Source organism: Kitasatospora sp. NPDC051164 (assembly GCF_044455625.1).
Lineage (GTDB): Bacteria > Actinomycetota > Actinomycetes > Streptomycetales > Streptomycetaceae > Kitasatospora.
Map to the genome: position 1 here is coordinate 1 of NZ_JBITFB010000069.1, position 21,247 is coordinate 21,247.

At 73.7% G+C, this 21,247-nt stretch carries 18 protein-coding genes and 1 tRNA gene; 10 read left to right on the plus strand and 9 right to left on the minus strand.

Translation table 11 applies throughout. The annotated features are described in order from the left end of the window. Positions 1–74: 74 nt before the first annotated feature. Positions 75–148, minus strand: a tRNA-Met gene (locus ACIBEC_RS46175). Between the two features lie 231 nt (positions 149–379). Between ACIBEC_RS46175 and ACIBEC_RS46180 the strand changes: the two genes are divergently transcribed. Both ACIBEC_RS46180 and ACIBEC_RS46185 read left to right on the plus strand, forming a co-directional pair. Further along, positions 380–3,232, plus strand: coding sequence for an AAA family ATPase (locus ACIBEC_RS46180; RefSeq protein ID WP_360509822.1), 2,853 nt, complete (start codon positions 380–382; stop codon positions 3,230–3,232). Positions 3,233–3,477: 245 nt separating this feature from the next. Continuing rightward, positions 3,478–3,720 carry a hypothetical protein gene (locus tag ACIBEC_RS46185; protein WP_360509823.1) on the plus strand — a complete coding sequence of 81 codons (243 nt, stop codon included), beginning with the start codon at positions 3,478–3,480 and terminating at the stop codon, positions 3,718–3,720. Between the two features lie 219 nt (positions 3,721–3,939). Here ACIBEC_RS46185 and ACIBEC_RS46190 read toward each other — a convergent pair whose 3' ends face one another. Together ACIBEC_RS46190 and ACIBEC_RS46195 are read right to left on the minus strand one after the other, a co-directional pair. Then, positions 3,940–5,856 carry a glycoside hydrolase family 5 protein gene (locus tag ACIBEC_RS46190; protein ID WP_396290735.1) on the minus strand — a complete coding sequence of 639 codons (1,917 nt, stop codon included), beginning with the start codon at positions 5,854–5,856 and terminating at the stop codon, positions 3,940–3,942. A gap of 174 nt (positions 5,857–6,030) precedes the next feature. After that, the gene (locus ACIBEC_RS46195; protein WP_360509824.1) at positions 6,031–7,665 is read right to left on the minus strand and encodes an alpha/beta hydrolase; all 1,635 of its coding nucleotides are present in this window, start codon (positions 7,663–7,665) and stop codon (positions 6,031–6,033) included. Between the two features lie 220 nt (positions 7,666–7,885). On the opposite strand from ACIBEC_RS46195, the gene ACIBEC_RS46200 reads away from it, so the two are divergent. The 6 genes from ACIBEC_RS46200 to ACIBEC_RS46225 all read left to right on the plus strand — a co-directional run bounded on the left by ACIBEC_RS46200 (position 7,886) and on the right by ACIBEC_RS46225 (position 15,869). Then, a complete protein-coding gene (locus ACIBEC_RS46200) occupies positions 7,886–9,016 on the plus strand; it encodes a Rieske 2Fe-2S domain-containing protein (RefSeq protein WP_360509825.1) in 1,131 nt (376 codons plus the stop codon). A 112-nt stretch (positions 9,017–9,128) separates the two neighbouring features. Further along, on the plus strand, positions 9,129–10,754 hold the full coding sequence (locus ACIBEC_RS46205) for a serine/threonine-protein kinase (RefSeq protein ID WP_360509826.1): 1,626 nt from the start codon (positions 9,129–9,131) through the stop codon (positions 10,752–10,754). A 335-nt stretch (positions 10,755–11,089) separates the two neighbouring features. Beyond that, on the plus strand, positions 11,090–11,908 hold the full coding sequence (locus ACIBEC_RS46210) for an AfsR/SARP family transcriptional regulator (protein ID WP_360509827.1): 819 nt from the start codon (positions 11,090–11,092) through the stop codon (positions 11,906–11,908). Positions 11,909–11,967: 59 nt separating this feature from the next. Continuing rightward, positions 11,968–12,756, plus strand: coding sequence for an SDR family NAD(P)-dependent oxidoreductase (locus ACIBEC_RS46215; protein ID WP_360509828.1), 789 nt, complete (start codon positions 11,968–11,970; stop codon positions 12,754–12,756). A 62-nt stretch (positions 12,757–12,818) separates the two neighbouring features. Then, the gene (locus tag ACIBEC_RS46220) at positions 12,819–15,272 is read left to right on the plus strand and encodes a condensation domain-containing protein (RefSeq protein WP_360509829.1); all 2,454 of its coding nucleotides are present in this window, start codon (positions 12,819–12,821) and stop codon (positions 15,270–15,272) included. Between the two features lie 162 nt (positions 15,273–15,434). After that, positions 15,435–15,869: an SRPBCC family protein gene (locus tag ACIBEC_RS46225; RefSeq protein ID WP_360509830.1), complete on the plus strand. Its 435-nt coding sequence runs from the start codon at positions 15,435–15,437 to the stop codon at positions 15,867–15,869. 96 nt (positions 15,870–15,965) lie between these two features. On the opposite strand, the gene ACIBEC_RS46230 is transcribed toward ACIBEC_RS46225, so the two are convergent. Beyond that, positions 15,966–17,168, minus strand: a complete 1,203-nt coding sequence (locus ACIBEC_RS46230; protein ID WP_360509831.1) for a PP2C family protein-serine/threonine phosphatase — start codon at positions 17,166–17,168, stop codon at positions 15,966–15,968. A 139-nt stretch (positions 17,169–17,307) separates the two neighbouring features. Here ACIBEC_RS46230 and ACIBEC_RS46235 point away from each other — a divergent pair, with 139 nt between their 5' ends. After that, entirely contained in the window at positions 17,308–17,475 is a 168-nt protein-coding gene (locus ACIBEC_RS46235; RefSeq protein ID WP_360509832.1) for a hydrophobic protein, read from the plus strand. An 88-nt stretch (positions 17,476–17,563) separates the two neighbouring features. Here ACIBEC_RS46235 and ACIBEC_RS46240 read toward each other — a convergent pair whose 3' ends face one another. Continuing rightward, a complete protein-coding gene (locus ACIBEC_RS46240) occupies positions 17,564–17,728 on the minus strand; it encodes a hypothetical protein (protein WP_360510056.1) in 165 nt (54 codons plus the stop codon). A gap of 86 nt (positions 17,729–17,814) precedes the next feature. Beyond that, the gene (locus ACIBEC_RS46245) at positions 17,815–18,186 is read right to left on the minus strand and encodes a low affinity iron permease family protein (protein WP_360510055.1); all 372 of its coding nucleotides are present in this window, start codon (positions 18,184–18,186) and stop codon (positions 17,815–17,817) included. Positions 18,187–18,428: 242 nt separating this feature from the next. Here ACIBEC_RS46245 and ACIBEC_RS46250 point away from each other — a divergent pair, with 242 nt between their 5' ends. Then, a complete protein-coding gene (locus ACIBEC_RS46250; protein ID WP_360510054.1) occupies positions 18,429–19,481 on the plus strand; it encodes a YihY/virulence factor BrkB family protein in 1,053 nt (350 codons plus the stop codon). Positions 19,482–19,572: 91 nt separating this feature from the next. Here the strand turns inward: ACIBEC_RS46250 and ACIBEC_RS46255 are convergent, their stop codons facing one another. The 3 genes from ACIBEC_RS46255 to ACIBEC_RS46265 form a co-directional block, all read right to left on the minus strand. Beyond that, positions 19,573–20,085 (minus strand): hemerythrin domain-containing protein, encoded by a 513-nt coding sequence (locus tag ACIBEC_RS46255; RefSeq protein WP_360510053.1) that lies wholly within the window; start codon positions 20,083–20,085, stop codon positions 19,573–19,575. Positions 20,086–20,209: 124 nt separating this feature from the next. Beyond that, complete coding sequence (locus ACIBEC_RS46260) at positions 20,210–20,629, minus strand: hypothetical protein (protein ID WP_360510052.1); 420 nt, start codon at positions 20,627–20,629, stop codon at positions 20,210–20,212. Positions 20,630–20,772: 143 nt separating this feature from the next. After that, positions 20,773–21,231, minus strand: a complete 459-nt coding sequence (locus tag ACIBEC_RS46265; RefSeq protein WP_360510051.1) for an SRPBCC family protein — start codon at positions 21,229–21,231, stop codon at positions 20,773–20,775. Positions 21,232–21,247: the final 16 nt, after the last annotated feature.

Sequence of the window (21,247 nt, forward strand, 5' to 3'; positions counted from 1 at the left end):
GCCCCAGGAAAAGGGGGCCGCATGAAAAGAGGCCGGGGTCGACGCACTGATGCGTCGACCCCGGCCTCCGGTAGTAGCGGGGACAGGATTTGAACCTGCGACCTCTGGGTTATGAGCCCAGCGAGCTACCGAGCTGCTCCACCCCGCGTCGGTAAGACCAGCTTATGCGACAACCCGCTAAACGCGAAATCCGTTTCCTATCCACATCACCGCCCACCACCGTCCACCGCACGGCCCACCGCGCCCGCCACCGCGCTGACCTGCGAGTGTCCGGCATACTGGGCCCGGCCAGGGGGCGTTCACGGCCGGGCGGAGGAACTCTCCTCGACGGGGCGCGGCTCCCCGTACGGCGGGGGCGGGCCTCGGGGAGGGGACGGCGGTGGAGGACAGGGGTGGCGCGGGCGGCGCACGCGGCGCTGCGGGGCTTGGGCCGCTGATCGGCCGGGACGGCGACCTGCGGGTGCTCCGTGAACGGCTGCGCATCGGGGCGGGCGGCGGTGCGCTGCTGCTGGCCGGGGAGGCGGGCGTCGGGAAGAGCGCCGTGCTGGACGCGCTCGCCGGGTCCGCGCTCGCGGACGGCGTCCGGGTGCTCCGGGCCGCCGGCGTGGAGTTCGAGGCCCACTGCGGCTACTCGGGCCTCAATCAGATCCTCTTCCCGTTCCTGGACGCCCTGGAGCATCTCGACACCGCCCTGCGCGCCGCCCTCCGGGTGGCGCTCGGTTTCGACACCGGCCGGCCGCCGGAACAACTCCTGGTCTCCAACGCCGTGTTGCGGCTCCTCCAGAGGGTCTCCGACGGTGATCCGTTGCTCGTCGTCATCGACGACCTGCACTGGGTCGACCGCGCCAGCAGCACGGTGCTCGGGTTCGTGGCCCGGCGGGTGACCGGCCTGGGCGTCAGTTTCGTGGCGGCGGCGCGCTCCGGCGAACTGAGCCCGCACGAGGCGGGCGCCCTGCCCACCTACGACCTTCCGCCCCTGGACGACGAGGCGGCGGCCACGCTGCTCGGCACCAGGGTCCCCGGGCTCACGCGCGGTGTGCGGCGGCGGCTGCTGGCCGAGGCGAGCGGCAATCCGCTGGCGCTGCTGGAACTTCCGACCGCCCTGCGGCCCGCCGCCGAGGACTCCCCCGCCGTCCTGCCCCTGAGCAGCCGACTGGAGACACTGTTCGGTTCGCGGGTCACCGGCCTGCCCGCGCCCGCCCGGAAACTGCTCCTGCTCGCGGCCCTGGAGGGGACCGGCGACCTGGGCGTGCTGCAGGCGGCCGCCCGCCGGGTCGCGGGCGGGTACGACCTGGACGACCTCGCGCCGATCGAACGCGACCGACTGGTGCACATCGAGGAGGGCGGGCAGCGGCTGAGGTTCCGTCATCCGCTGATCCGTTCCGCCGTCGTGGGGCACGCCCCGAGCGGCGAACGGCGTGCCGCGCACGCGGCCCTGGCCCACGTGCTCGTCGACCAGCCCGAGCGCCGCGCCTGGCACCTGGGCGAGGCCACGCTGGAACCCGACGAGGAGGTCGCCGCGCTGCTGGAGCACGCCGCGGGCCTCACCCTGCGCCGCGGGGACGCCGGCGGGGCCGTGCGGACGCTGATCCGGTCGGCCTCCCTCACCCCCGAAGGGCCGAACCGCAGCCGTCGTCTCGCGGAGGCGGCCTACCTGGGCGCCGAGTCCACCGGAGCCCTGGCCAGTGCCCGCCGGCTGCTCGACGACGCGCGCCAGGCCGCCCCGGAGGGGACGGACTCGCTCCACTCGGCCACGGCGTCGGCGCTGCTCCTCCTCAACGGGGACGGCGACGTCGACACCGCCCACCGCCTGCTGAGCGGCGCGATCGAGTCCGCGGCCGGCGCCCACCGGTACCGGGCCGACGACAAGGCGCTCGTCGACGCGCTGCACGTGCTCGCCGTGGTCTGCTTCTTCGGCGCCCGGCCCGACCTGTGGCACTCCTACTACCCGGTCGTGGAACGCCTCACCCCGGAGCCGCCGGCCATCCTGACCGTCCTGGGACGGACCTTCTCCGACCCCGCCCGCACCGGGGCGGCCGCGCACGGGCAACTCGACGTCCTCATGGCCTCGCTGGCCGGTGTGGCCTCCCTGACCGGCGCCGGTATCGCCGGCGTGGCCGACGTGACCGGCGTGGCCGGCACGGCCGACCCGGTGCGGATCACCCGCGTGGGGACCGGCGCCCTCTACCTCGACCGCCTCGGCGAGGTCCGCGAAGCGGCGTGGCAGGTGGTGCGGGCCGGGCGCGAAGGCGGCCCGGCCCGACGGTACATCTCGGCGCTCATCCACCTGTGCCTCGACAACTACCTCACCGGCGGCTGGGACGAGGCGCTGGACCTCGCCCGGGAGGGCCTTCGGGCGTGCGAGGAGCACGGGTACAGCGCCTTCGCCTGGTACTTCCTGTACATCAGGGCCATCGTCCTGGGCGCCCGCGGGCACACGGACGAGAGCCTGGCGACGGCCGAGGGCATCATCGGCTGGGCCGCGCGGCACGGCGCGCCCTGCGCCGCCCACTACGCCCACCACGCCGCCGTGGCGGCCCTGGGCTGCGGGGACTTCGCGCTCGCCTACCGGCACGCCGACGCGGTCAGCCCGGCGGGCACCCTGGCCTCGCACGTCCCCCACGCGCTGTGGGTGGCCACGCACCTCGTGGAAGCCGGTGTCCGCGGCGACCGGCGTAAGGAGGCCGTCGCGCACGTCCGGGCCATGCGCGAGGCCGGCCTCGCCGCCGTGTCGTCCCGGCACGCCATGCTGGTGGAGGCCTCGGCCGCCCTGTGCACCGACGACGACGAGGAGGCCCTGCGCCTCTTCGCCCTCGCACTGGACACCCCCGGCGGCGAGCGGTGGCGCTTCGACCACGCCCGGGTCCGCCTCGCCTACGGTGAGCGAATGCGAAGGGCCCGGGCCACCGCCGAGTCCAGGACAGTCCTGCGCGCCGCGCTCGCGGCCTTCGAGGACCTGGGCGCCCGGCCGTGGGCCGAACGCGCACAGCAGGAACTGCGGGCCGCAGGCGGGAACGGGCGCCGAGCCGCCGGCCCGAGCGCCCAGGAGACGGAGATCGCCCGCCTCGCCGCATCCGGACTGACCAACCGGCAGATCGCCGACCGCCTGTTCCTCTCCCACCGGACCGTCGGCGCACACCTCTACCAGATCTACCCGAAGCTGGGCATCACCTCCCGCACCATGCTGCGCGACGCCCTCGACCCGACGGCCGGCGGCCCCGGCCGGCCGTAGCGGCGGTCGCGGCGGTCGTAGCGGCAGCCGTAGCGGCAGCCGTAGCGACGGTCGTAGCGACGGACGCCCGGCTTCGGGGGTGCTCCTCACCCGTGTCGACGAGCTGACGATCCGACGGACGGCACCGCGAGGGGGACGGTCCGGGGCGCTCCGAGTCCACCCGTTCAGCGCCTATGGCGCCGCAGACGGTTCGGGTAGACATGGCCTGCTCGCATCCCCCGACGATCACAGGAGCTGAACCCGCCGTGGACAAGGACCAGCTGGCCCACCTGGAGCAGCGGATCAACCACCTCGCCACCGTGACGAAGTCGGTCACCACCGATGGCTTCGACGAACTGCTCACGATCATCCACCGGCCGGGGTGGACCACGCCGGCCGAGATCGCTCTCGTCACCGGCGCCGTCGACGTGCTGATTCGGCAGACCGAGATCGTCGCCGAGGCGCGCAAGGGCCTCATGGACGGCGCCAGGTCGGTCGCGGCCGGCTGACCCGACCCGGCTGAACCAAGACCCGGCCGGGCCACCAGGGCGTACGGAGGTACGCCGCCGGTGGCCCGGCCGCTCGCCGTGGCCCTGGTGGTGCCGCAGGTCTGACGCCCGCGTGGGCAACCGGCCGGTGGGCCGGTTGCCCACGCCCGCCCCGTGGTGGCGAGGCCGCTCAGCCGAAGGCCGCTCGGCCGGTCGCGCCGACGAGGCCGGTCGGCCGGGTCAGCCGAGGGGGCGGCAGAGCAGGGCGTCCGGGGCGCCGTAGTGGAGCCAGCGCCAGGTGTAGGCGACGCCCGCGAGGTATTCGTCGTCGGCGCACTGGCCCTTGTAGTGGCCCGGCGCCCAATCGCTCGTGACCGAGCCGCCGCTGGTGGGCCGGTTGTCGCCGTGGTCGAACCAGACGTTGCGGCCGGTGGCGGGCAGCGGTCCGGCCGCGGGTGCGCAGAGCAGGGCGGACATGGCGTCGCTGTGCACGCTGTAGCCGACGGCAACGGTGTGGTCGGGGCACTGGAGCTTGTTGTAGCCGGACGCCCAGTCGCCCTCGGTGACGTACCGTTCGTCGGTGACGGTGACCCAGTCGCCGCTGCCCGTGGCCGGTTCGCCCGCGTCGGTGCACAGGCCCCGGCTGTCGCCGCGGCCAAGGGCGACCAGGCGTTGGCCGTCCGGGCAGGTGCCCTTGCGGTTGCCGCTGTTCCAGTCCGGGCGGGCGAGCATCCGGCGGGAGGCGTTCTGGTCGCCGTGGTCGAGGTCGAGCATGTTCCAGTGGTTCGGCTGCGCGACCGGGCCGGTCAGCGCGGGGGCGTCGACGAGTTTGTTCCAGTCGGTGGCCCGCCAGTCGCCGGGGTCGCTCAGGCCGAGCCGTTTGCCGGCCGGGTCGTAGGAGAGCAGGGCCCAGGTGTCCAGCGGCCGGCCGGTGGTGTCGGCCCAGCCGACGAGTGGCCAGATGGCGAAGTCGGTGTCGCGGGCGGCGAGGAGGTCGGTGAAGGTGTGCAGCCAGGCCTGTTCCTTGGTGTCGGTGGAGCCGCGTCCGCCCGCGCCGAACTCGCTGATCCACACCGGGGCGGTGAAGTGCTGCCCGGCCTGGGTGACGAACAGCGCCTGGTCGTCCACCACTTGGCCGAGCTGTTCGGGGGTGAAGTCCTCGTAGCGGGGGTCGTTCGTCGCTCCCGGGCCGCTGCCCGCACCGGTGTTGGCCGGTCCGGTGTAGGCGTAGAAGTGCGCGGAGTACACCAGCTTGCCGGAGTCGATCAGGGTGTTGGAGAGGTTGCGGACCGGGGTGAGCGTCGGGCGGCCGTGGCTGAACGGCGCGGCGGGGATGCCGTACCAGTTGATGCCCTCCATGATGACGAGCATGTCGGGGTCGGCCTGGAGGATGCGGTTTCCGGCCTCCTCGAAGGCGGCGTACTCGTCGTGGGCGTCGCCCAGGCCCCAGTTGGGGTCGTCCCAGGTGTCGCGGCGGACCTCGTTGCGCAGGTCGGCGCCCACCACCCGCTTGTTCGCCTGGTAGCGGTTCACCATGAACAGCCAGTCGTCCTCCCACGCCTGCGTGGACTGGCCGCTGTTCCAGCGCTCGTTGCCGTCGAGGCCGCAGCAGAAGCGGTAGCTCGTGGTGTGGTTGTTGAGGATGACCGCGAAGCCGTCGGCGGTGAGCGCCGCGACCACGGCGTCGTACACCTGCAGCGGGGTCCTGCCCTTCAGCTGGGGGTTGGCGGCGACGGCGGAGTCCGGCACCGGGGCGGTGTCGTGGATCATCGCGTTGGCGAAGGGCAGCCGGATGCTGTTGAGGCCGAGCCCGTGGTAGTCGGCCAGGAGGCGCGCCATCGGCACCCGGTCCAGGCCCAGCGGGATGTTGTGCGACACCTGTCCGGCCTGGTTGTTCGCGGGGTCGTCGACGTTCCCGCTGCCCTCCCAGGTGCCTTGTGCCCCGGCCCAGTTGGCGGCCTTCAGCTTGAAGCGGTCGCCGTTCGCGTCGACGATGTAACGCCCGCGGGTGCTGAGCGGGCCGGTCCAGGACACCGCCGACTGCCCGACGGTGGTGCCTGTCGGGGCCGCACTCGCGGTGCCCGTCGCCATCCCGGCGAGTACGGGCAGGCAGGCGGCCAGGGCGAGCAGGCGCCTTCCGAATCTCTTCATGGTCATCCCGGTTGAGGTGAGGGTGGCTCGGATTTGACGGGGACCGACCATACGTCGGACAGGTGACCGCCGGGTAGCCCGCAACCCGACGGACTGCGGGCTACGGGCTACGGGCTGTGCGGGCTACGGGCTGTGCGGGCTACGGGCTTTGCGGGCTGCGGGCCGCCCGGGGTCGGGCCGTTACCGCAGGACGCCGCGCACGGCCTCCGGGTCGGTGGGCGACAGGCCGGCCGCGGGGGCGGTCGCGGGCGCGGCCTTGGCGGCGGCCGGCGGCGGCGTCACGTACACCGGGGCCGGGTCGGCTTCGGGCGCGCAGGTCTTGGCGATCCGTCCCTTGCCCTGGGGCAGGCTTCCGTCGCGCAGGTAGGCGGTGAAGGTGTCGTCCAGGCAGGCGTTGTCGTGGAAGAGGATCTCGTGGAAGCTGCCGCCGTTCTGGACGACCAGCTTGGAGCCGGGCAGCGCGTCGTGCATGGCGAGCCCGCCCTCGTACGGGGTGGCGGCGTCCTCGGTGGCCTGGAAGAGCAGGACCGGGGGCAGGCCCTTGCCGGTGATCTTCAGCCGGCCCGCCGGGTTGCCCTGGTAGGGCCAGAACATGCAGGCAGCGTTGTACCACATGTTGTTATAGGTGTAGAAGGGCGCGGTCGCGTTCACCTTGGCCTGGTCCTTCTTCCAGACCTCCCAGTCGCGCGGCCAGGCGTTCTCGGTGCACTGGGCGGCGTTGTAGGCCGGGAAGGCGCCGTCGTCGGCGCCCGGGGCGGCGTACCGGTTGTACGCGATGTTCAGCGGACGGCTGTCGTGCTGGGTGAGGTAGGCGGAGAGCACGGTGGCCATCCGGGGCCAGCGCAGGAAGTTGTAGCCGCCGCCGTAGAAGGTGTCCTCGAACTCGGCCGGGCCGATCTTGCCGGGGGCCGGGGCGGCGTCCACCGGCTCCTTGCGCAGCGCGTCCTCGACCTGGTGGTAGGCCTGCTCGACGGCGGCGGCGTCGGTGCCCAGGTGGTAGACGGAGTCGGCCTTGGCGGTCCAGGCCGCGAAGGCGTCGAAGCGGCGCTGGTGCTCCTTGTCCTGCAGGATGTTGTGGTCGTACCAGCTGATGGTCGGTCCGACGATGCTGTCCAGCACCATCCGGCGCACGTGCGAGGGGAAGAGCTGGCCGTAGGTGGAGCCCAGCGAGGTGCCCCAGGACCCACCGTAGAAGTTGATCTTCGGAACGCCGAGCGCCCGGCGGATGCTGTCCATGTCGCGGGCGTTGTCGACGGTGGTCATGTGCGGCAGCAGCCAGGACCAGTCGGCCGCGCAGTCCGCGGCGTAGCCGGCCGCCTTCTTCAGCCAGGCCTTCGACGTGCCCTGGCTCACCTGGTAGTCGGGGCGCTCGGCGTCGAAGTAGTGGGCGTCGCAGACCACATGGGGGTCGCTGCCGTTGGTGCCGCGCGGGTCGAAGCCGATCCAGTCGTAGGTCGAGGCGACGTCCGCCGGGAGCTTGCCGGAGATGTAGCCGGGCATCCAGAGCCCGGAGTCGCCGGGGCCGCCGGGGTTGAGCAGGATCGGGCCCTGCTGCTTGTCCTTGGGCGCGGTGGCGGGGAGCCGGTTCAGCTTGATGGCGATCTTCCGCCCGTGCGGGTCGGCGTAGTCCACCGGCACGTCGAGCATCGCGCACTGCAGCGCGGGGGTGGTGGCATCGTTGCAGGAGCTCCAGACGAGCTTGCCCTGACCGGTGTCGACCAGGTCCGTGGCGTCGGGTCCGGCGGCAGAGGCAGAGGTTCCGCCGAGGGCGGCGACGGCCGCGACGGCCGCGAACAGGGCGATGGCTTTTCTCATGGGGAGCATGATGTGACATGTGCAATGGCACATCCAGAGGGGCGGCCGGAATTTGCCAAGCTTTGACCATTTCTGGCTGACCGATCATCAGACTTCTCCTCCCTTGGGGAGGTTGTCCGTGCGGGCACTGACGATCCGTGGCTAGCATCTGAAATGCCTTCCGTTCGAGCGCTCATCGCCTGGGAGGGGCGGCGCCGGACAGCCCCCCGACAGGAGAGTCATGCGCGCGTCCCACGAGCACGTCCACCCCGTCAGCGACCGCCCCACGACGGCCGATGTCGCCCTGCCACCGGCCCTGCCCTACCCCGACGGCTGGGCCGCACTCGCATTCTCCGCCGAACTCGAGCCCGGCACCGTCCTCACCCGCCAACTCGCCGGCGAGGACGTCGTGCTGTACCGGCTGCGCAACGGCCGTCTGCGCGCGATCCGTCCGTACTGCCCGCACCTGGGCGCCCACCTCGGCCTCGCCGAGGTCGAGGGCGACGACCTGGTCTGCCCCTTCCACCGGTTCGCCTTCGACGCCGACGGCCGCTGCGTACGGACCGGCTACGGCACCCCGCCGCCGAAGGCCGCCCTGGCGCAACTGCCGGTGCGGGAGGTCAACGAGGCCGTCTTCGTCTGGCGCCACCACGACGGCCGGGAGCCCGACTGGGAGATCCCGTCCTGGCACCTGCTCGGCGACGGACGGCAGCCGCTGCGCTACGCCTCCTTCGAGATGCCCGGCTACGCCCAGGACGTCATGGAGAACTCCTTCGACCTGGGCCACTTCGTCACCCTGCACGGCTGGCCGCAGGGCGAGCTGGCGGCCCCCGTGACCTTCGACGGCACCCGCTTCCACATCTCGATGCGGGTGCGGGAGACCTTCCCGCTACTCGGCCTGCGGCAGGTCGACGTGGAGGTGGACGGGTACGGCCTCGCCGCCCTGCACACCGATGTGCGCACGCCCTCGCTCGGCCTGGAGATCTGCTCGCTGGTGATGGCCACCCAGGTCGCCCCCGGCCGGATGCAGCTGCGGCAGGCGAGCCGCTTCGTCATGCGGGAGCCGGCCGGCCTGCCGCCGGCCGTCGCCCGGACGGTCAGCCGCGCGGTGACCGCGATGCTGGCGGGGCCCATGTTCAAGCGCAACCTCGAATTCACCGCGGCCGACTTCCCGATCTGGTCCACCAAGAAGTACCTGTCGCCGCCCCGGCTCGCCGCCGGCGACGGGCCGATCGGCACGATGCGGCACTGGGCCCGGCAGTTCTACCCGGCGGACCACCAGGCGCACCTCCCGGCGCCGGCCGCGACCCCCGCGAGCGGCACCCCGGGCGGCGCCCCCGCGGGCACCCCCAGCGGCGTCGCCCGCGGCTGAACGGCGCCCGCCCGTACGGGATCCGTCCCCCGCATCCGCAACCGGAACCGCGCCTCCGGGCGGTACCGTCTGGCGTGGAGTACGGGGCGGGAGCGGCGAGGGGAGAATCGGCGTGGAGGCGCTGGGGGACGGGGATCCGCGGCAGGTCGGCGAGTACCGCCTGCTGCGGAGACTCGGTGCGGGCGGAATGGGCCGGGTGTACCTGGGCCGTACGGCGGGCGGGCGCACCGTGGCCGTCAAGCTGGTGCACGACCAGTACGCGACAGACCCGGAGTTCCGGGTCCGGTTCCGCAACGAGGTGGCCGCCGCCCGGCGGGTCGGCGGGCGGTGGACGGCCCCGGTACTGGACGCGGACACCGAGGGCGCCCAGCCGTGGGTGGCCACCGGATACGTCGCCGGCCCCTCCCTGGGCACCGCCGTACGGGACTTCGGCCCGCTGCCCGAACCGGCCGTCCGCTCGCTCGGCGTGGGGCTGGCCGAGGCCCTGCAGGCCGTTCACGCACAGGGATTGGTGCACCGGGACGTCAAGCCGTCGAACGTGCTGCTGGCGCTGGACGGCCCGCGGCTGATCGACTTCGGGATCACCCGGGCCCTGGACGCGGCGACCGCGCTCACCCGCTCCGGCTTCGTGGTCGGCTCCCCCGGCTACCTCTCCCCCGAGCAGGCCGAGGGCCGGGGTGCCGGGCCCGCCTCGGACGTCTTCTCACTGGGCGCCGTGCTCGCCCACGGCGCCACCGGCACCGCACCGTTCGGCTCCGGGGTGAGCGCGGCCGTGATGCTCTACCGGGTGCTCCACGAGGAGCCCGAACTCGACATCGCGGACCAGGAGTTGCATGCCATCGTGGCGGACTGCCTGGCCAAGGCCCCGGACCGGCGGCCCACCCCGGAGCAGTTGCGCGAGCGGCTGACGGCGCACGACCGGACGGCGGGCGAGCGGCTGGAGGGGCGGACCTGGCTGCCGCCTGCGATCGCCGCCGCGCTGGCCACCCTGGCCGTCGAGCTGCTGGACCTGGACGGCGAGTCACCCGCCCGACCCAGCCCCCGACCGGGCCTCCGACCGGCCGCGCAATCGCCCGCCCAACAGGCCGCTCAACCGGCCTCGCCTCCGGGGCGGTTCGGGCCGGCGCCGGCCTGGGCCACTCTGCCGCCCCCGCCGTCCGCTGCCACCACCGTCCCCGCACCGCCCCCGCGCGCCTACCCGCCGTACCCGCACCCGCACCCGCGCCCGGCGCAGCCCGGCCCCCGCCGCGCGGGTCGCGCCACCCTGGTCCTCGTCGCCGTGCTGGCCGTCGCACTGGCGGGCACCGCGGTGTTCCTGGCCACCCGCGACGAAGACACCGGCACCGCGAAGCCGCCGCCGTCGACCTCGGCGGCCCCCGCCACCCCCACCGCGACGTCCGACGGCGCGATCCCGGCCGCCTTCCTCGGCACCTGGCAGGGCACCCTGGGCAGCGAACAGACCTTCCTCAAGCCCGACTTCACGATCGTCCTGAGCCAGGGCCGCCCCAACGACCCGGTCGCCCAGATCCACAACAACGGCGGCGTCGGCACCCGTTACTGCGACGCCGTCGCCAACCTCGTCCAGGCCACCGCCGACCGGGTGGTCCTGCGCACCGCCCCGATGAACTCGCTGAGCGGCTGCGCCGCCGACCCGCACGACCAGGTGTACACCCGCAACCCGGACGGCAGCCTGCACCTGCTGGTCGGCGGATTCTCGGGCGACCTGCGGAAGAAGTAGCCCCTGCGGGCCCCATGTCCCCCCCGGCCCCGTGTCCCCGATGGCGCCCGCGTGCGGCGGGGCGGCCCCACCCCGGTTGCCGCTCCGCCGCGTCGGGCTGCCCGGAAGCCCCCACCAGAGCGCCCGGAACCGCGCTCGACGGGCACTCGAGGAATCCGGCCCCCGCCGCTTGGCAGAACTAGGGTGCGACGCGTCCACCCCACCATCCCCCGGTTTCGAACACCTGTCCGCCCCAGGGGCCCGAGCACGAGTTCGAGTACGAGTACGAGCAGCACCTGACACGACCACGTGACCCGCGCACCGACAACCGTCCCGCGCACGAAGGGAGAACCGCCATGCAGCTCAGAGTCCTCGGCCCCCTCACCGCCGACCTCAACGGCATCTCCGTCGTCCCCTCCGCAGGCAAGCAGCGCCAGATCCTCGCCCTCCTGGCGCTCTACCCGAACCGGGTCCTGCCCACGGCCACCCTGATCGAGGAGATCTGGGGCGACGACCCGCCCAGACAGGCGCTCACCACGATGCAGACGTACATCCTGCAGCTGCGCCGCCGCATCACCCAGGCCCTCGGGCCGACCCCGCACACCACCGCCAAGGACATCCTCACCACCCGGCACGGCGGCTACCAGCTCACCGCGCACGCGGACGACCTGGACGTCCACACCTACGACCTGCTGCTCACCCAGGGCCAGCACGCCTTCAACCACGGCCACGACCACCAGGCCGCCGCCCGCTTCCGCCAGGCCCTCGCGCTCTGGCACGGCCCCGCCCTCGTCGACGTGCGGCCCGGGCCGATCCTCACCATCGAAATCATGCGCCTGGAGGAGAGCCGGCTGATCACCCTGGAGCGGCGCATCGACACCGATCTGCGGCTCGGCCGGCACAACGAGCTGATCCCCGAACTCACCCACCTGACCCACCAGCACCCGCACCACGAGGGCCTGCACGCCCAGGCCATGGTCGCGCTCTACCGGGCCGGCCGACAGACCAGCGCCCTCACCGCTTACCACCACCTGCGGCGCCGGCTGACCACCGAACTCGGCATCCAGCCGTCCCCGCACCTGCAGCACCTGCAGCACGCCATCCTCACCCTGGACCCGACCCTCAACACGCCCACCACCGCCCACCCGACCACCTACAACCTGTACTCGGCCTGAGCCCCGCCCGGATGGCCGCGCCCGCCGACCTCTCCCAGCCCTCACCCACAGGACGCGTCATGACCACCGCACCCGAGCAACCCCTCGCCCTGATCACCGGCGGCACCCGCGGCATCGGCCTGGCCATCGCCCGCGAACTCGGCAGCCGCGGCCACCGTGTCTTCATCTGCGCCCGCACCGCCCAGCACATCGACCAGGCGCTGGCCACCCTGCGCGGCGAGGGTCACCAGGCCGACGGCCTGCCCTGCGACGTCCGCGACCCCCGCCAGGTCGCCGAGCTGATCCGGCACGCGGTCGCCGAACACGGCCCGATCAGCGTGCTGGTCAACAACGCCGGACGCACCGGCGGCGGGCCCACCGCGACCACCACCGACGACCTGTGGTACGACGTTATCGACACCAATCTGAACGCCGTCTTCCTGGTCACCCGGGAAACCCTCCGGCACGGCCACATCACCAGCACCACGCACCCCCGCATCATCAACATCGCGTCCACGGCCGGGAAACAGGCCGTCACCCTGGGCGCGCCGTACACCGCGAGCAAGCACGCCGTGATCGGCTTCACCCGGGCGCTGGCCAAAGAGCTGGCTCCCACCGGCACCACCGTCAACGCCATCTGCCCCGGCTACGTCCAGACCCCGCACACCACCCGGATCCACCACGAGTACGCGACGGCCTACAACACCACCCCCGAGACCATCCACCAGCACTTCCGGACGCACATCCCGCTCGGCCGCTACACCACCCCCGAGGAGGTCGCCTCGCTGGCCGGCTACCTCACCACCCCGACCGCCGCCAGCATCACCGCCCAGGCACTCAACGTCTGCGGTGGCCTCGCCACCCAGTAACCCCGGCGCGATCCTGGCCGGCCCACGGGAAGGACTCGGGCTCCGGTGCCCGCTGATCAGTGATGACGAACCGTCAGTTCTCCAGCGCACCCGTCACCTTGCTGGTGTCCGGCGCACCCGCGCCCGAGCCCTGCCTGCCCGCCGCCCGCCCGCCGAGACGGCTCGACGCCGGGGCGGTGAGCGCCGCACTGGCCCGCACGGCGGCCGGGCCCCGGCCGGCCGCCGTCCGGCCCGCCCGGGCGAAGGAGTACCTGCTGGTCGAGCTGCACCGGACGTACCGGCCGGACGTGCTGCGCGCCGCGCTGGAGGCCGCTCTGCAGGCCGTCCTGCCGGAGCCGGGCGGCACCGGGGCGGACCTGCTGTGGCAGCGGACGGCGAAGGCCCCGGAGGACCTCGACCGGGTGCTCACCGAGCTGGGGCGCAGCCTCGCCACCGGGCCCCGGCTGCGGGCGGTCCTGGTCGAGGACCCACGGGATGGCAGGTCCGGCCCGGACAGCCCGCACGACTCGGACGGCACGCACGGCACGCACGGCGCGCACGACCCGGTGCGGCTCTTCGTCGGCCTCGCTCCCGGCCCGCCCGGGCCCGCCCTCGCGCTGCTGGAGGAGCTGCGCCAAGCGCTGGCGCACCCGCCGGAGCCCGTCACCGTGCCGACCAGCGCGCTGCAGCGGGAGATGCTGCGCCAGGTCCTCGGGCAGCCGGACCACGGCGGTCGGCACGTCGAACAGCTGTCCTGGCACTGGCACGGGCCGCTGGACACCGAACGCTTCACGGCGGCCTGGCAGTCCGTCATCGACCACGAGACGGTGCTGCGCGCGGCCTTCGACTGGGACGAGGACGGCGACGGGAACGGCAACGGGAACGGCGCCGAAGACCGCAACGGCGGCCGCGACCGCGAGCCGTGGATGGTGCTCCACGAACACGCCGCCCCCGAGGTCACCCGGCACCCGCACGACGCCGCCGACTGGGACGAACTGCTCGCCGCCGACCGCCGACGCGGCTTCGACCTGCGCCGCCCCGCCCTGCTGCGCGCCACCCTGCTCGACACCCCGCCGGACGCCGACGAGGGACCCGCCACCCGGGTGCTGCTCAGCTACCACCACGCGATGCTGGACGGTTGGAGTGTGCGCCTGCTGCTGCAGTCCTTCTACCGCGCCTACCTCACCGGCGGCGTCCTGCCCGGCGGCGAGCGCCGCCCCGACATACGCGACCACGCCCGCTGGCTGCAGGCCGAAAACACCGACGCCGCACGGCAGTTCTGGTCCACCCGGCCCGGCGCCGCCGCCGTCCTGCCGCTCGCCCCCGACCCGCGCCGACGCGGCAGCGGCCGAGCCCGGCGCCGCCTCACCCCGTACGAGGCGGTACGGCTGCGCGGCTGGGCAGCCGCCTGGGGCGCGGGCGAGAGCAGCGCGCTACAGGCCGCCTGGGCGCTGCTGCTGTACCGCGCCGCGCAGGCCGGCCGGCCCCGCCGCCCGGCCCAGGCGGTGCGGGTCGGCTTCGCGGTGACCGTCTCCGGCCGGGGCATCCCGCTGGACGGCATCGACCGGCTGCCCGGCGCGCTGCGCAACCCGCTGCCGATCACCGTCCGGGTCCACCCGGGCACCACCGTGCCGCAACTGCTCGCGGCACTGCGCGACGGGGTCCTCGACCTCGCCGCGTACGAGTGGGTCTCCCCCGGGCAGGCACACCACTGGACCGCCGGCTCACGCGGACCACGGCCCAACAGCCTCGTCGTGCTGGAACACCAGCCGCCCGCGGCGCACCACCTGCGGCTGGAGACCGACCTGGCCGCACACGGCATCCACGTGGAGAGCCCGGCACCGGCCGGCACCTTCACCTCGTACCCGATCACCCTCGCCGCCCACTACGACACCACCGGCGGCCTGGTCCTCACCACCACCCACGACCGCGCCCTGCTCGCCGACCAGGACGCCGTCGAACTCCTCAGCCAGAGCGCCCACTTGCTGCGCAGCTTCCCGGACCTGCCGAGCGCGCTGAGCACCACCGAGGTGCTGCGCACCACGCTCGCCGGACAGCCGGCGCCACGGCTGGGCGACCCCGGGGGCGGCGCCGCGGAGTCCGCGGGCCGCCCGGACGGCCCGGGCGACCCGGGCCGCCCAGCGGGCTCCGGGGTCCCGGGCGCGGACAGCCCGGCGGTGCGGCTGGACGTGCTGCGCCAGGCCACCCGCCCGGGCGCGGGCTGGGTGCTGCTGCTGTCCCCGCCCGGCGCCCCGCGCACCCGCTACCCCGGCGCCGCCCACGGCTGGCCCGGCCCGCAGGCCCTCGGTGTGCTGCGCCCGGTCGAGACCGACCCACCGGCCGCCGCCTACCGGCCGGTACTCGGCCCGCTGCTGGAGTCCCGCGCTCCGGTCGCACTCGTCGCCCCGCCGGGGCTCGGCGTGACCGCGTACGAGATCGCCCGGCTGGGCCCCCCGGCCCACCCGCCACTGGTGGTGCTGCTCGGCGGGGACAGCGACCTGGCGGCAGTGGCGGCGCTACTGGGCGGGCGGACGTAACCCGCCCGGCGGGCCGTGCCCGCACCCGCGCGAGGACCAACTCCACTGCGTGCCGGCGGAGTCGCAGCCGGCGTGCGCAGCCCAAGGCGGACCGCGACGCGGTCGGGCACCTCGCCGGAGCAGGCGGGCACCCGGCGCCCGGGCGGCACTACGGTGGGCCTCATGGCCCGTTTCGTCCTGACCCGCCGTTCGCCGCTGCCGCCGGCCGTCTGCTGGGAGCGGCTGACGGCCTGGCCCCGGCACGGGGAGCGGGTGCCGTTCACCCGGGTCGGCGTCGCCCGGGGCACCGGCCGGGAGGCAGGCGACGTCGTCCTGGCCCGGACGTCCGTCGGGCCGCTGCGGTTCGACGACCCGATGGAGATCGTCGAGCTGGTCGCTCCCGCACCCGGGCGCGACGGGCTCTGCCGGTTGGTCAAGCGCGGCCGCCCGGTGCGTGGCGGGGCCGTGCTGCGAGTCCGGGCCGTGGACGGCGGCAGTGAGGCGGTCTGGGCGGAGGAGCTGCGGATCGCCGGTCTGCCCCGGTTCGCCGATCCGGTCATCGCTGCCCTGGGGCGCGTCGTGTTCGGCCGGGTGCTGGACCGGCTGCTGGAGCCGTAGTCCGCGAACGCCCTCCGGCCGACCTCAGGGCGCCGGCCTGCCGCAGGGCCCTGGCCTGCCTCGGGGCCGGACCAGAGCTCAGGGCCCGACCAGAGCTCAGGGCCCGGGCCGGTGCGGGTGCCACTCCGCCAGCAGGATGGTGGCGTCGTCGCGCAGCTGGTGGTCCTGGTGCGTGACCAGGGCGTGGATCAGGTGGCGCAGGGCCTCGGGGGCGGGGTCTCCGCCGGCCATGTGCTGGACCAGGGTGTCGGTCAGGCGGTGTTCCCCGAAGAGTTCGCCGGAGGTCGAGCGGGCCTCGGTGACCCCGTCGGTGTAGACCAGCAGCCGGTCGCCGGGCTGCAGTCTGGCGTGGTGGACGGGCTGCGGACCGTCCTCGTGGAAGCCGAGCCCGAGCGGCAGTTCGGCGTGCCGGCGCAGGGCGTCCGGGACGACACGGCCGTCCCGGATGAGCAGGGGCGGCGGGTGGCCGCAGTTGACCCAGGCCAGTTCGCCGGTGGCCGTGTCAAGGTCGGCGATCACCGCGGTCAGCAGCCGGTCGGGGATCCACTGGGCCAGCGTGCGGTCGATGGCCCGGACGATGTCGGCCAGGCCGCCGCCGGCCCGTCGGGTGCAGCGGCAGGCGGCCAGCGCGACCGAGCTGGCGCCACCGGAGGCCAGGTCGTGGCCCATCGCGTCGAACAGGGACACGTGCAGGCGGCTGCCCGCCATCGAGTGGTCGAAGGCGTCCCCGCCCACGTCGTAGGCCGGTTCCAGGACGGCGCTGGAGGTGACGTGGCGAGTGCCGATGGTGCGTGGTGGCAGGAAGGCCCACAGCAGTTCGGCCTGGAGGCTCATCCGCTCCCTGCGTCCGACCTCCACGATGACGTCGCTGTACGCGCTCTTCGACACCACCAGCAGCGCGACCAGGGCCGCCAGCGCCTCGCAGCCGTCGATCGTGCCCCGGTCCCGCGCCCCGCCTTCGATCCGCAGGACGCCGATCCGCTCGACTCCGTCGACCAGCGGGAACCAGCCGACCGTGGACGGTCCCGAGGAGAGCTGGGTCTGCTGCAGCCGGTAGGCGCGGCCGCCGAGTGTCCCCTCGATGTCGATCTGGTGGCCGTCAGCCCCGTCCTCGGAACCGGGCAGCGGGACGAGGTGCCGCTGCTGGACATCGGCCAGGAAGACCCACGCCCCGTCCGCGCCCAGCGCGCGGGCCGCCTCCCGGACCAGCCCGGGCAGCTCCGCCGCCCCGCCCTCCCGGGAACCGGCCAGCAGCCGGGCCAGCACGCCGCCCAGCACGGCATCGTCGTCGCAGCTCACCGCTCGCACCTCCTGTCGGCTCCGCGCCTTCCCAGTGACGGCCCGATGCCGCACGTACGGACGGGGCCACGCATGGACGCGGCCGAAGCGGGCACACGCCGTTGCCGAACGGCTCGCTCCCCGTGGAAGGACGATCCCCATGCTCATTCTCGTTCTCGTCCTGTTGCTCGCGCTCATCCTGGGCGGTGCGGGCTTCGCCCTACACATCCTGTGGTGGATCGCGCTCGCCGTCCTGGTGCTGTGGGTCCTGGGCTTCGTGTTCACCTCGGGTGACCGCGGCGGCGGCCGACGGTGGTACCGGTGGTAGCCGTACCCCTCGCAGGACCGTCGCCCCGGCCATGGCCGGGGCGACGGTCCTGGCCGGGGCGGCCCCGGCCGGCGCGGGCGCGGGCCTGTCACGGCGCCCGGGTGTCGGCTGCGGGCGGCTCGGGCTCGCCGTCGTCCTCCCCCTTGGCCCGGACGTCCGGCGGTGTGGGGGCGGTGATGTTCCGCTGCTCCGAGGACCGCTCGCGCGTCTCGTCGTCGACCTGCGGGGTTTCGTTCGCCTCGGGAACGCTCATGGCAATCGTCCTTCCGTCAACGTGTCGGCCAGGGTGGCCTCCACCAGGGTGGCCTTCAGTGGTGCGGTGACCGCCGGGCTCAGGGCTCAGACCTCCTCCTCCATGCCGATGGCCTTTTCGAGTGCGCTGCGGGCGTCGCCCGGGTCCTTCCCGTCGGCCTGCCGCAGCAGGGCGGTGGCAATGGCGTCGAGTTTGCGCTGGACGGCGTGCTCCGCTCGGCGTTCGGCGTTCTTGAGCAGGGTCAGGAGCAGGAGGTTCAGCGCGGTCATGGTGTCCCCGACCAGGATCTGCCACTCCAGGGCCAGGCCGGCGGCGTGCACCGCCACGAAGGCCAGCACCAGGAGCACGCAGGCCGCGTAGAAGGCCGGGGAGCTGGTGAGGTTGGAGGCCGCCTCCGCCAACCGTTCGAACCGGCCCCGGCCCGTACGGCTGCGCTCGGATGGATGCTGGAAGGCCATGACGCCGTTCCCGTCGCCGGACCGGTCAGGACGCCGGGCGCGGCCGGCGACGCGGCGGCACCCTTCGCGCACCGCCCTGGGGGATCCCGTTCACGGCTGCCTCCTCGTCCCGTGCTGTGTTCCGCTGTCCCGTGCTGCGTCCGCTGTCGCTTCGCGCGTGCCCGGCCCACGGCGGAGCAATCCGTGCCCGACGACCGGAGATCCGCGGGTGTCGGCCCGCGCGGCGGGGGCAGACGCCGGATGTGAACCCGATCGAACGAGCCCTGCGGGGCGTGGACGGTTTCCAGCAACGCCACCGGGCTTCCGGCGTGGTGGTAGGCGTCGTACGCAAGTACGGGGACGACCGCGGCGGGCTGCTGTCCGCCCTGATCACGTACTACGGCTTCGTCGCCCTGATCCCCCTGCTGCTCCTGCTCAGCACCGTGCTCGGATTCGTCCTGCACGGCCATCCCGGCGCCCAGCGCTCGGTCGTGGACTCCGCGCTCGCCGACTTCCCGATCATCGGCGACCAACTGCGCCAGAACGTCCACTCCCTCCAGGGCAGTGGCCTGGCCCTGCTCATCGGCGCGCTCGGAATGCTGTACGGGGCGCTCGGCATCGCGCAGGTCCTCCAGCACGCCATGGCCGAGGTCTGGAACATCCCCGGGGTGCAGCGGCCCGGCTACTTGCCCCGGCTGGCGCGCAGCCTGCTGCTGTTCGCCGTGCTGGGCACCGGGCTGGTACTGGGCACGGCGGCCGCCTCGCTGCTCGGCACCGCCCTGGGCGGGGTGCCCGCCCGGATCGGGGGCCTGGTCGTCTCGGCGCTGCTGAACACCGCCCTGTGCCTGGCCTGCTTCCGGGTGCTCACCCCACGCGAGGTCCCCACCCGGGCACTGTGGCCCGGCTGCACGCTCGCCGGGCCGCTGTTCACCGCCCTCCAGGCCAGCGGCTCACTCCTGGTCACCCACGAGCTGCGCCACGCGAGCCAGATCTACGGCTTCTTCGCGACCGTGATCGGCCTGCTCTTCTGGCTCTACCTGGCCGCGCAGGTCACCGTGTACGCGGCCGAGACCAACGTCGTGCTCGCCCGCCGGCTCTGGCCGCGCAGCCTGCTGCAGCCGCCGCTCACGGACGCCGACGAGGCGGTCCTGTCCTCCGTCGCCCGGCAGGAGGAACGCCGCCCCGAACAGCACGTCGACGTGTCCTTCCAGGAGGAAGAAGGGCCCGGGGGCGACGGGAAAGAGCCCGGAGACGGGAAGACGTCGGGGGGCGGGAAGAAGTCGGGGGGCGGCGGCCGGGGCCGGGGGGACGGATGACCGGCCTCCCGGCCCCTCGGACCTCGAGAACGGACCCCTCACCGCTGAGGCTCACTGGTGAGAGGTCGATTCCTTACGCGTTCCCGGGCGGTCAGCCCTCCAGCGCATCGGCAATGCGGCGCAGCACACCACCGGAAGTCGGTCGGCGCGGTGCGGTCTCGCGCACGGCCTGCATCCGTTCGCCGATCTCCCGCAGCTCATTGCGGCCGAGGGCGGCCCGGACCTTCGGGAACCAGTCGTCCTCCTCCTCTTCGATGTGCCGCTCGACGGCGTCGATCAGGACGGCGGTCTTGGCGTCGTAGCCGTCGTCGTCGGGGACCATCCGGCTCAGCTCCTCGCAGAGCAGGTCGGCGACGTGGTGTTCCTCCTTGGCACGGTCCATGGTCTCGGCGAGCCCGGGCACCTCCTTGCGGATCCTGGGGTAGACCAGCTCGTCCTCCAGGTAGGTGTGGACGGTCAGCGCCTCGACGATCTGCTCGACCTTCTCGTGCCGCGCCTGCGCGCCGCCGTCGCCGTCGCCCTGGACGAGTCCCCGGTACTCGCGGAACAGGCGGCGGACTTCCTTGTGGTCCTCCCGCAGCAGGACGATGGCATCGTTCGACATCGTGTGTCTCCTTGTCGGATGGTCTTCCCCCATCGCCCGGGCGTGTCCCCGGACGGCTCCCGGCCAAACGCGGCCCGGCGACGGGGGTGGCGGCCCCGCCCCGGACCGTTCCTCCGCGTTGCGGTCAGTGCTCGCCGTGGCCGCCATAGCGCTTCTGCCACTCCCGGGCGCGGGCGTTGTGCCATTCCACGCCCTGCACCGCCTGGTGTTCGGACAGGCCGCTCAGTCGGGCGACCACGCTGATCGGGACGGGCTCGTCGCTGTCCGCGATGGCTCGGCAGACCTTGCCGGCCCACTGCTCCTCCTGGACGAATGGGCGGTGGCGGTAGTCCTCGATCAGGGCGGCCAGGTGGTCGACCGAGCAGGCCATGAGGATGCGTTTGCCGTCCAGGTCCGGGTCGGTGGGGTGCAGCGCGGAGGAATCCGGCACCAAGGCGCCGAGCAGGTCGGCGCTGGCGACGGCCAGTCCGCAGTGGTCGCACAGGTCGAGCTGGTCCGCGTCGTCGCCGGCGGGATCGCCGGTCGGTCGTCCGATGTCCTCCATGCCGCCGCGCCTACCCCGCGCGGCCGGGGCCAACCGGGCCGATGTGGGCGGCGGCCCGGGAAGCGGCTCGTCGGTCCCCGGGGGTCGCGCACACCCGTGCGGCTCCGCCCCCAGGGACGGTGCCGCACGGGACGGAGCCGGGATCAGCCGGGGCTGATCCGCCCCCGCCAGCCGCCTTCCTCCTGACCGCGGTGCTCGATGAACTCCTTGAACCGCTTCAGGTCCCCCTTGACCCGCCGGTCGACCGCACCCATCGCGGAGCCGGCCTTCTCGACCATGCCCTCGGGCCGGAAGTCGATGGCCATGTTGATTCGGGTGCGCCCCTCGTCAAGCCGCTGGAACGTCACCACGCCCTTCTGCTCGACCTCGCCGTCCGTGGTCCGCCAGGCGATCCGCTCGTCGGGCAGCTGGTCGACGATCTCGGTGTCGAACTCGCGGCTGACGCCGCCGATGCTGGTGCGCCAGTGGTTGTGCCGGTCGTCCAGCTGGGTCACCGCTTGGACGCCCTCCATGAAGCGCGGGAACTCCTCGAACTGGGTCCACTGGTTGTAGGCGGTGTGCAGCGGGACGTCGACGTCGACCGATTCCTTCACGATGCTCATCCGTGGCCTCCTCGCT

Excerpts from the sequence above, each read along its gene's own strand:
- ACIBEC_RS46190 (WP_396290735.1), bottom strand. The coding sequence starts at position 5,856 with ATGACCATGAAGAGATTCGGAAGGCGCCTGCTCGCCCTGGCCGCCTGC.
- ACIBEC_RS46195 (WP_360509824.1), bottom strand. The coding sequence starts at position 7,665 with ATGAGAAAAGCCATCGCCCTGTTCGCGGCCGTCGCGGCCGTCGCCGCC.
- ACIBEC_RS46200 (WP_360509825.1), top strand. The coding sequence starts at position 7,886 with ATGCGCGCGTCCCACGAGCACGTCCACCCCGTCAGCGACCGCCCCACG.
- ACIBEC_RS46210 (WP_360509827.1), top strand. The coding sequence starts at position 11,090 with ATGCAGCTCAGAGTCCTCGGCCCCCTCACCGCCGACCTCAACGGCATC.
- ACIBEC_RS46215 (WP_360509828.1), top strand. The coding sequence starts at position 11,968 with ATGACCACCGCACCCGAGCAACCCCTCGCCCTGATCACCGGCGGCACC.
- ACIBEC_RS46220 (WP_360509829.1), top strand. The coding sequence starts at position 12,819 with ATGACGAACCGTCAGTTCTCCAGCGCACCCGTCACCTTGCTGGTGTCC.
- ACIBEC_RS46225 (WP_360509830.1), top strand. The coding sequence starts at position 15,435 with ATGGCCCGTTTCGTCCTGACCCGCCGTTCGCCGCTGCCGCCGGCCGTC.
- ACIBEC_RS46235 (WP_360509832.1), top strand. The coding sequence starts at position 17,308 with ATGCTCATTCTCGTTCTCGTCCTGTTGCTCGCGCTCATCCTGGGCGGT.
- ACIBEC_RS46240 (WP_360510056.1), bottom strand. The coding sequence starts at position 17,728 with ATGAGCGTTCCCGAGGCGAACGAAACCCCGCAGGTCGACGACGAGACG.
- ACIBEC_RS46245 (WP_360510055.1), bottom strand. The coding sequence starts at position 18,186 with ATGGCCTTCCAGCATCCATCCGAGCGCAGCCGTACGGGCCGGGGCCGG.
- ACIBEC_RS46255 (WP_360510053.1), bottom strand. The coding sequence starts at position 20,085 with ATGTCGAACGATGCCATCGTCCTGCTGCGGGAGGACCACAAGGAAGTC.
- ACIBEC_RS46260 (WP_360510052.1), bottom strand. The coding sequence starts at position 20,629 with ATGGAGGACATCGGACGACCGACCGGCGATCCCGCCGGCGACGACGCG.
- ACIBEC_RS46265 (WP_360510051.1), bottom strand. The coding sequence starts at position 21,231 with ATGAGCATCGTGAAGGAATCGGTCGACGTCGACGTCCCGCTGCACACC.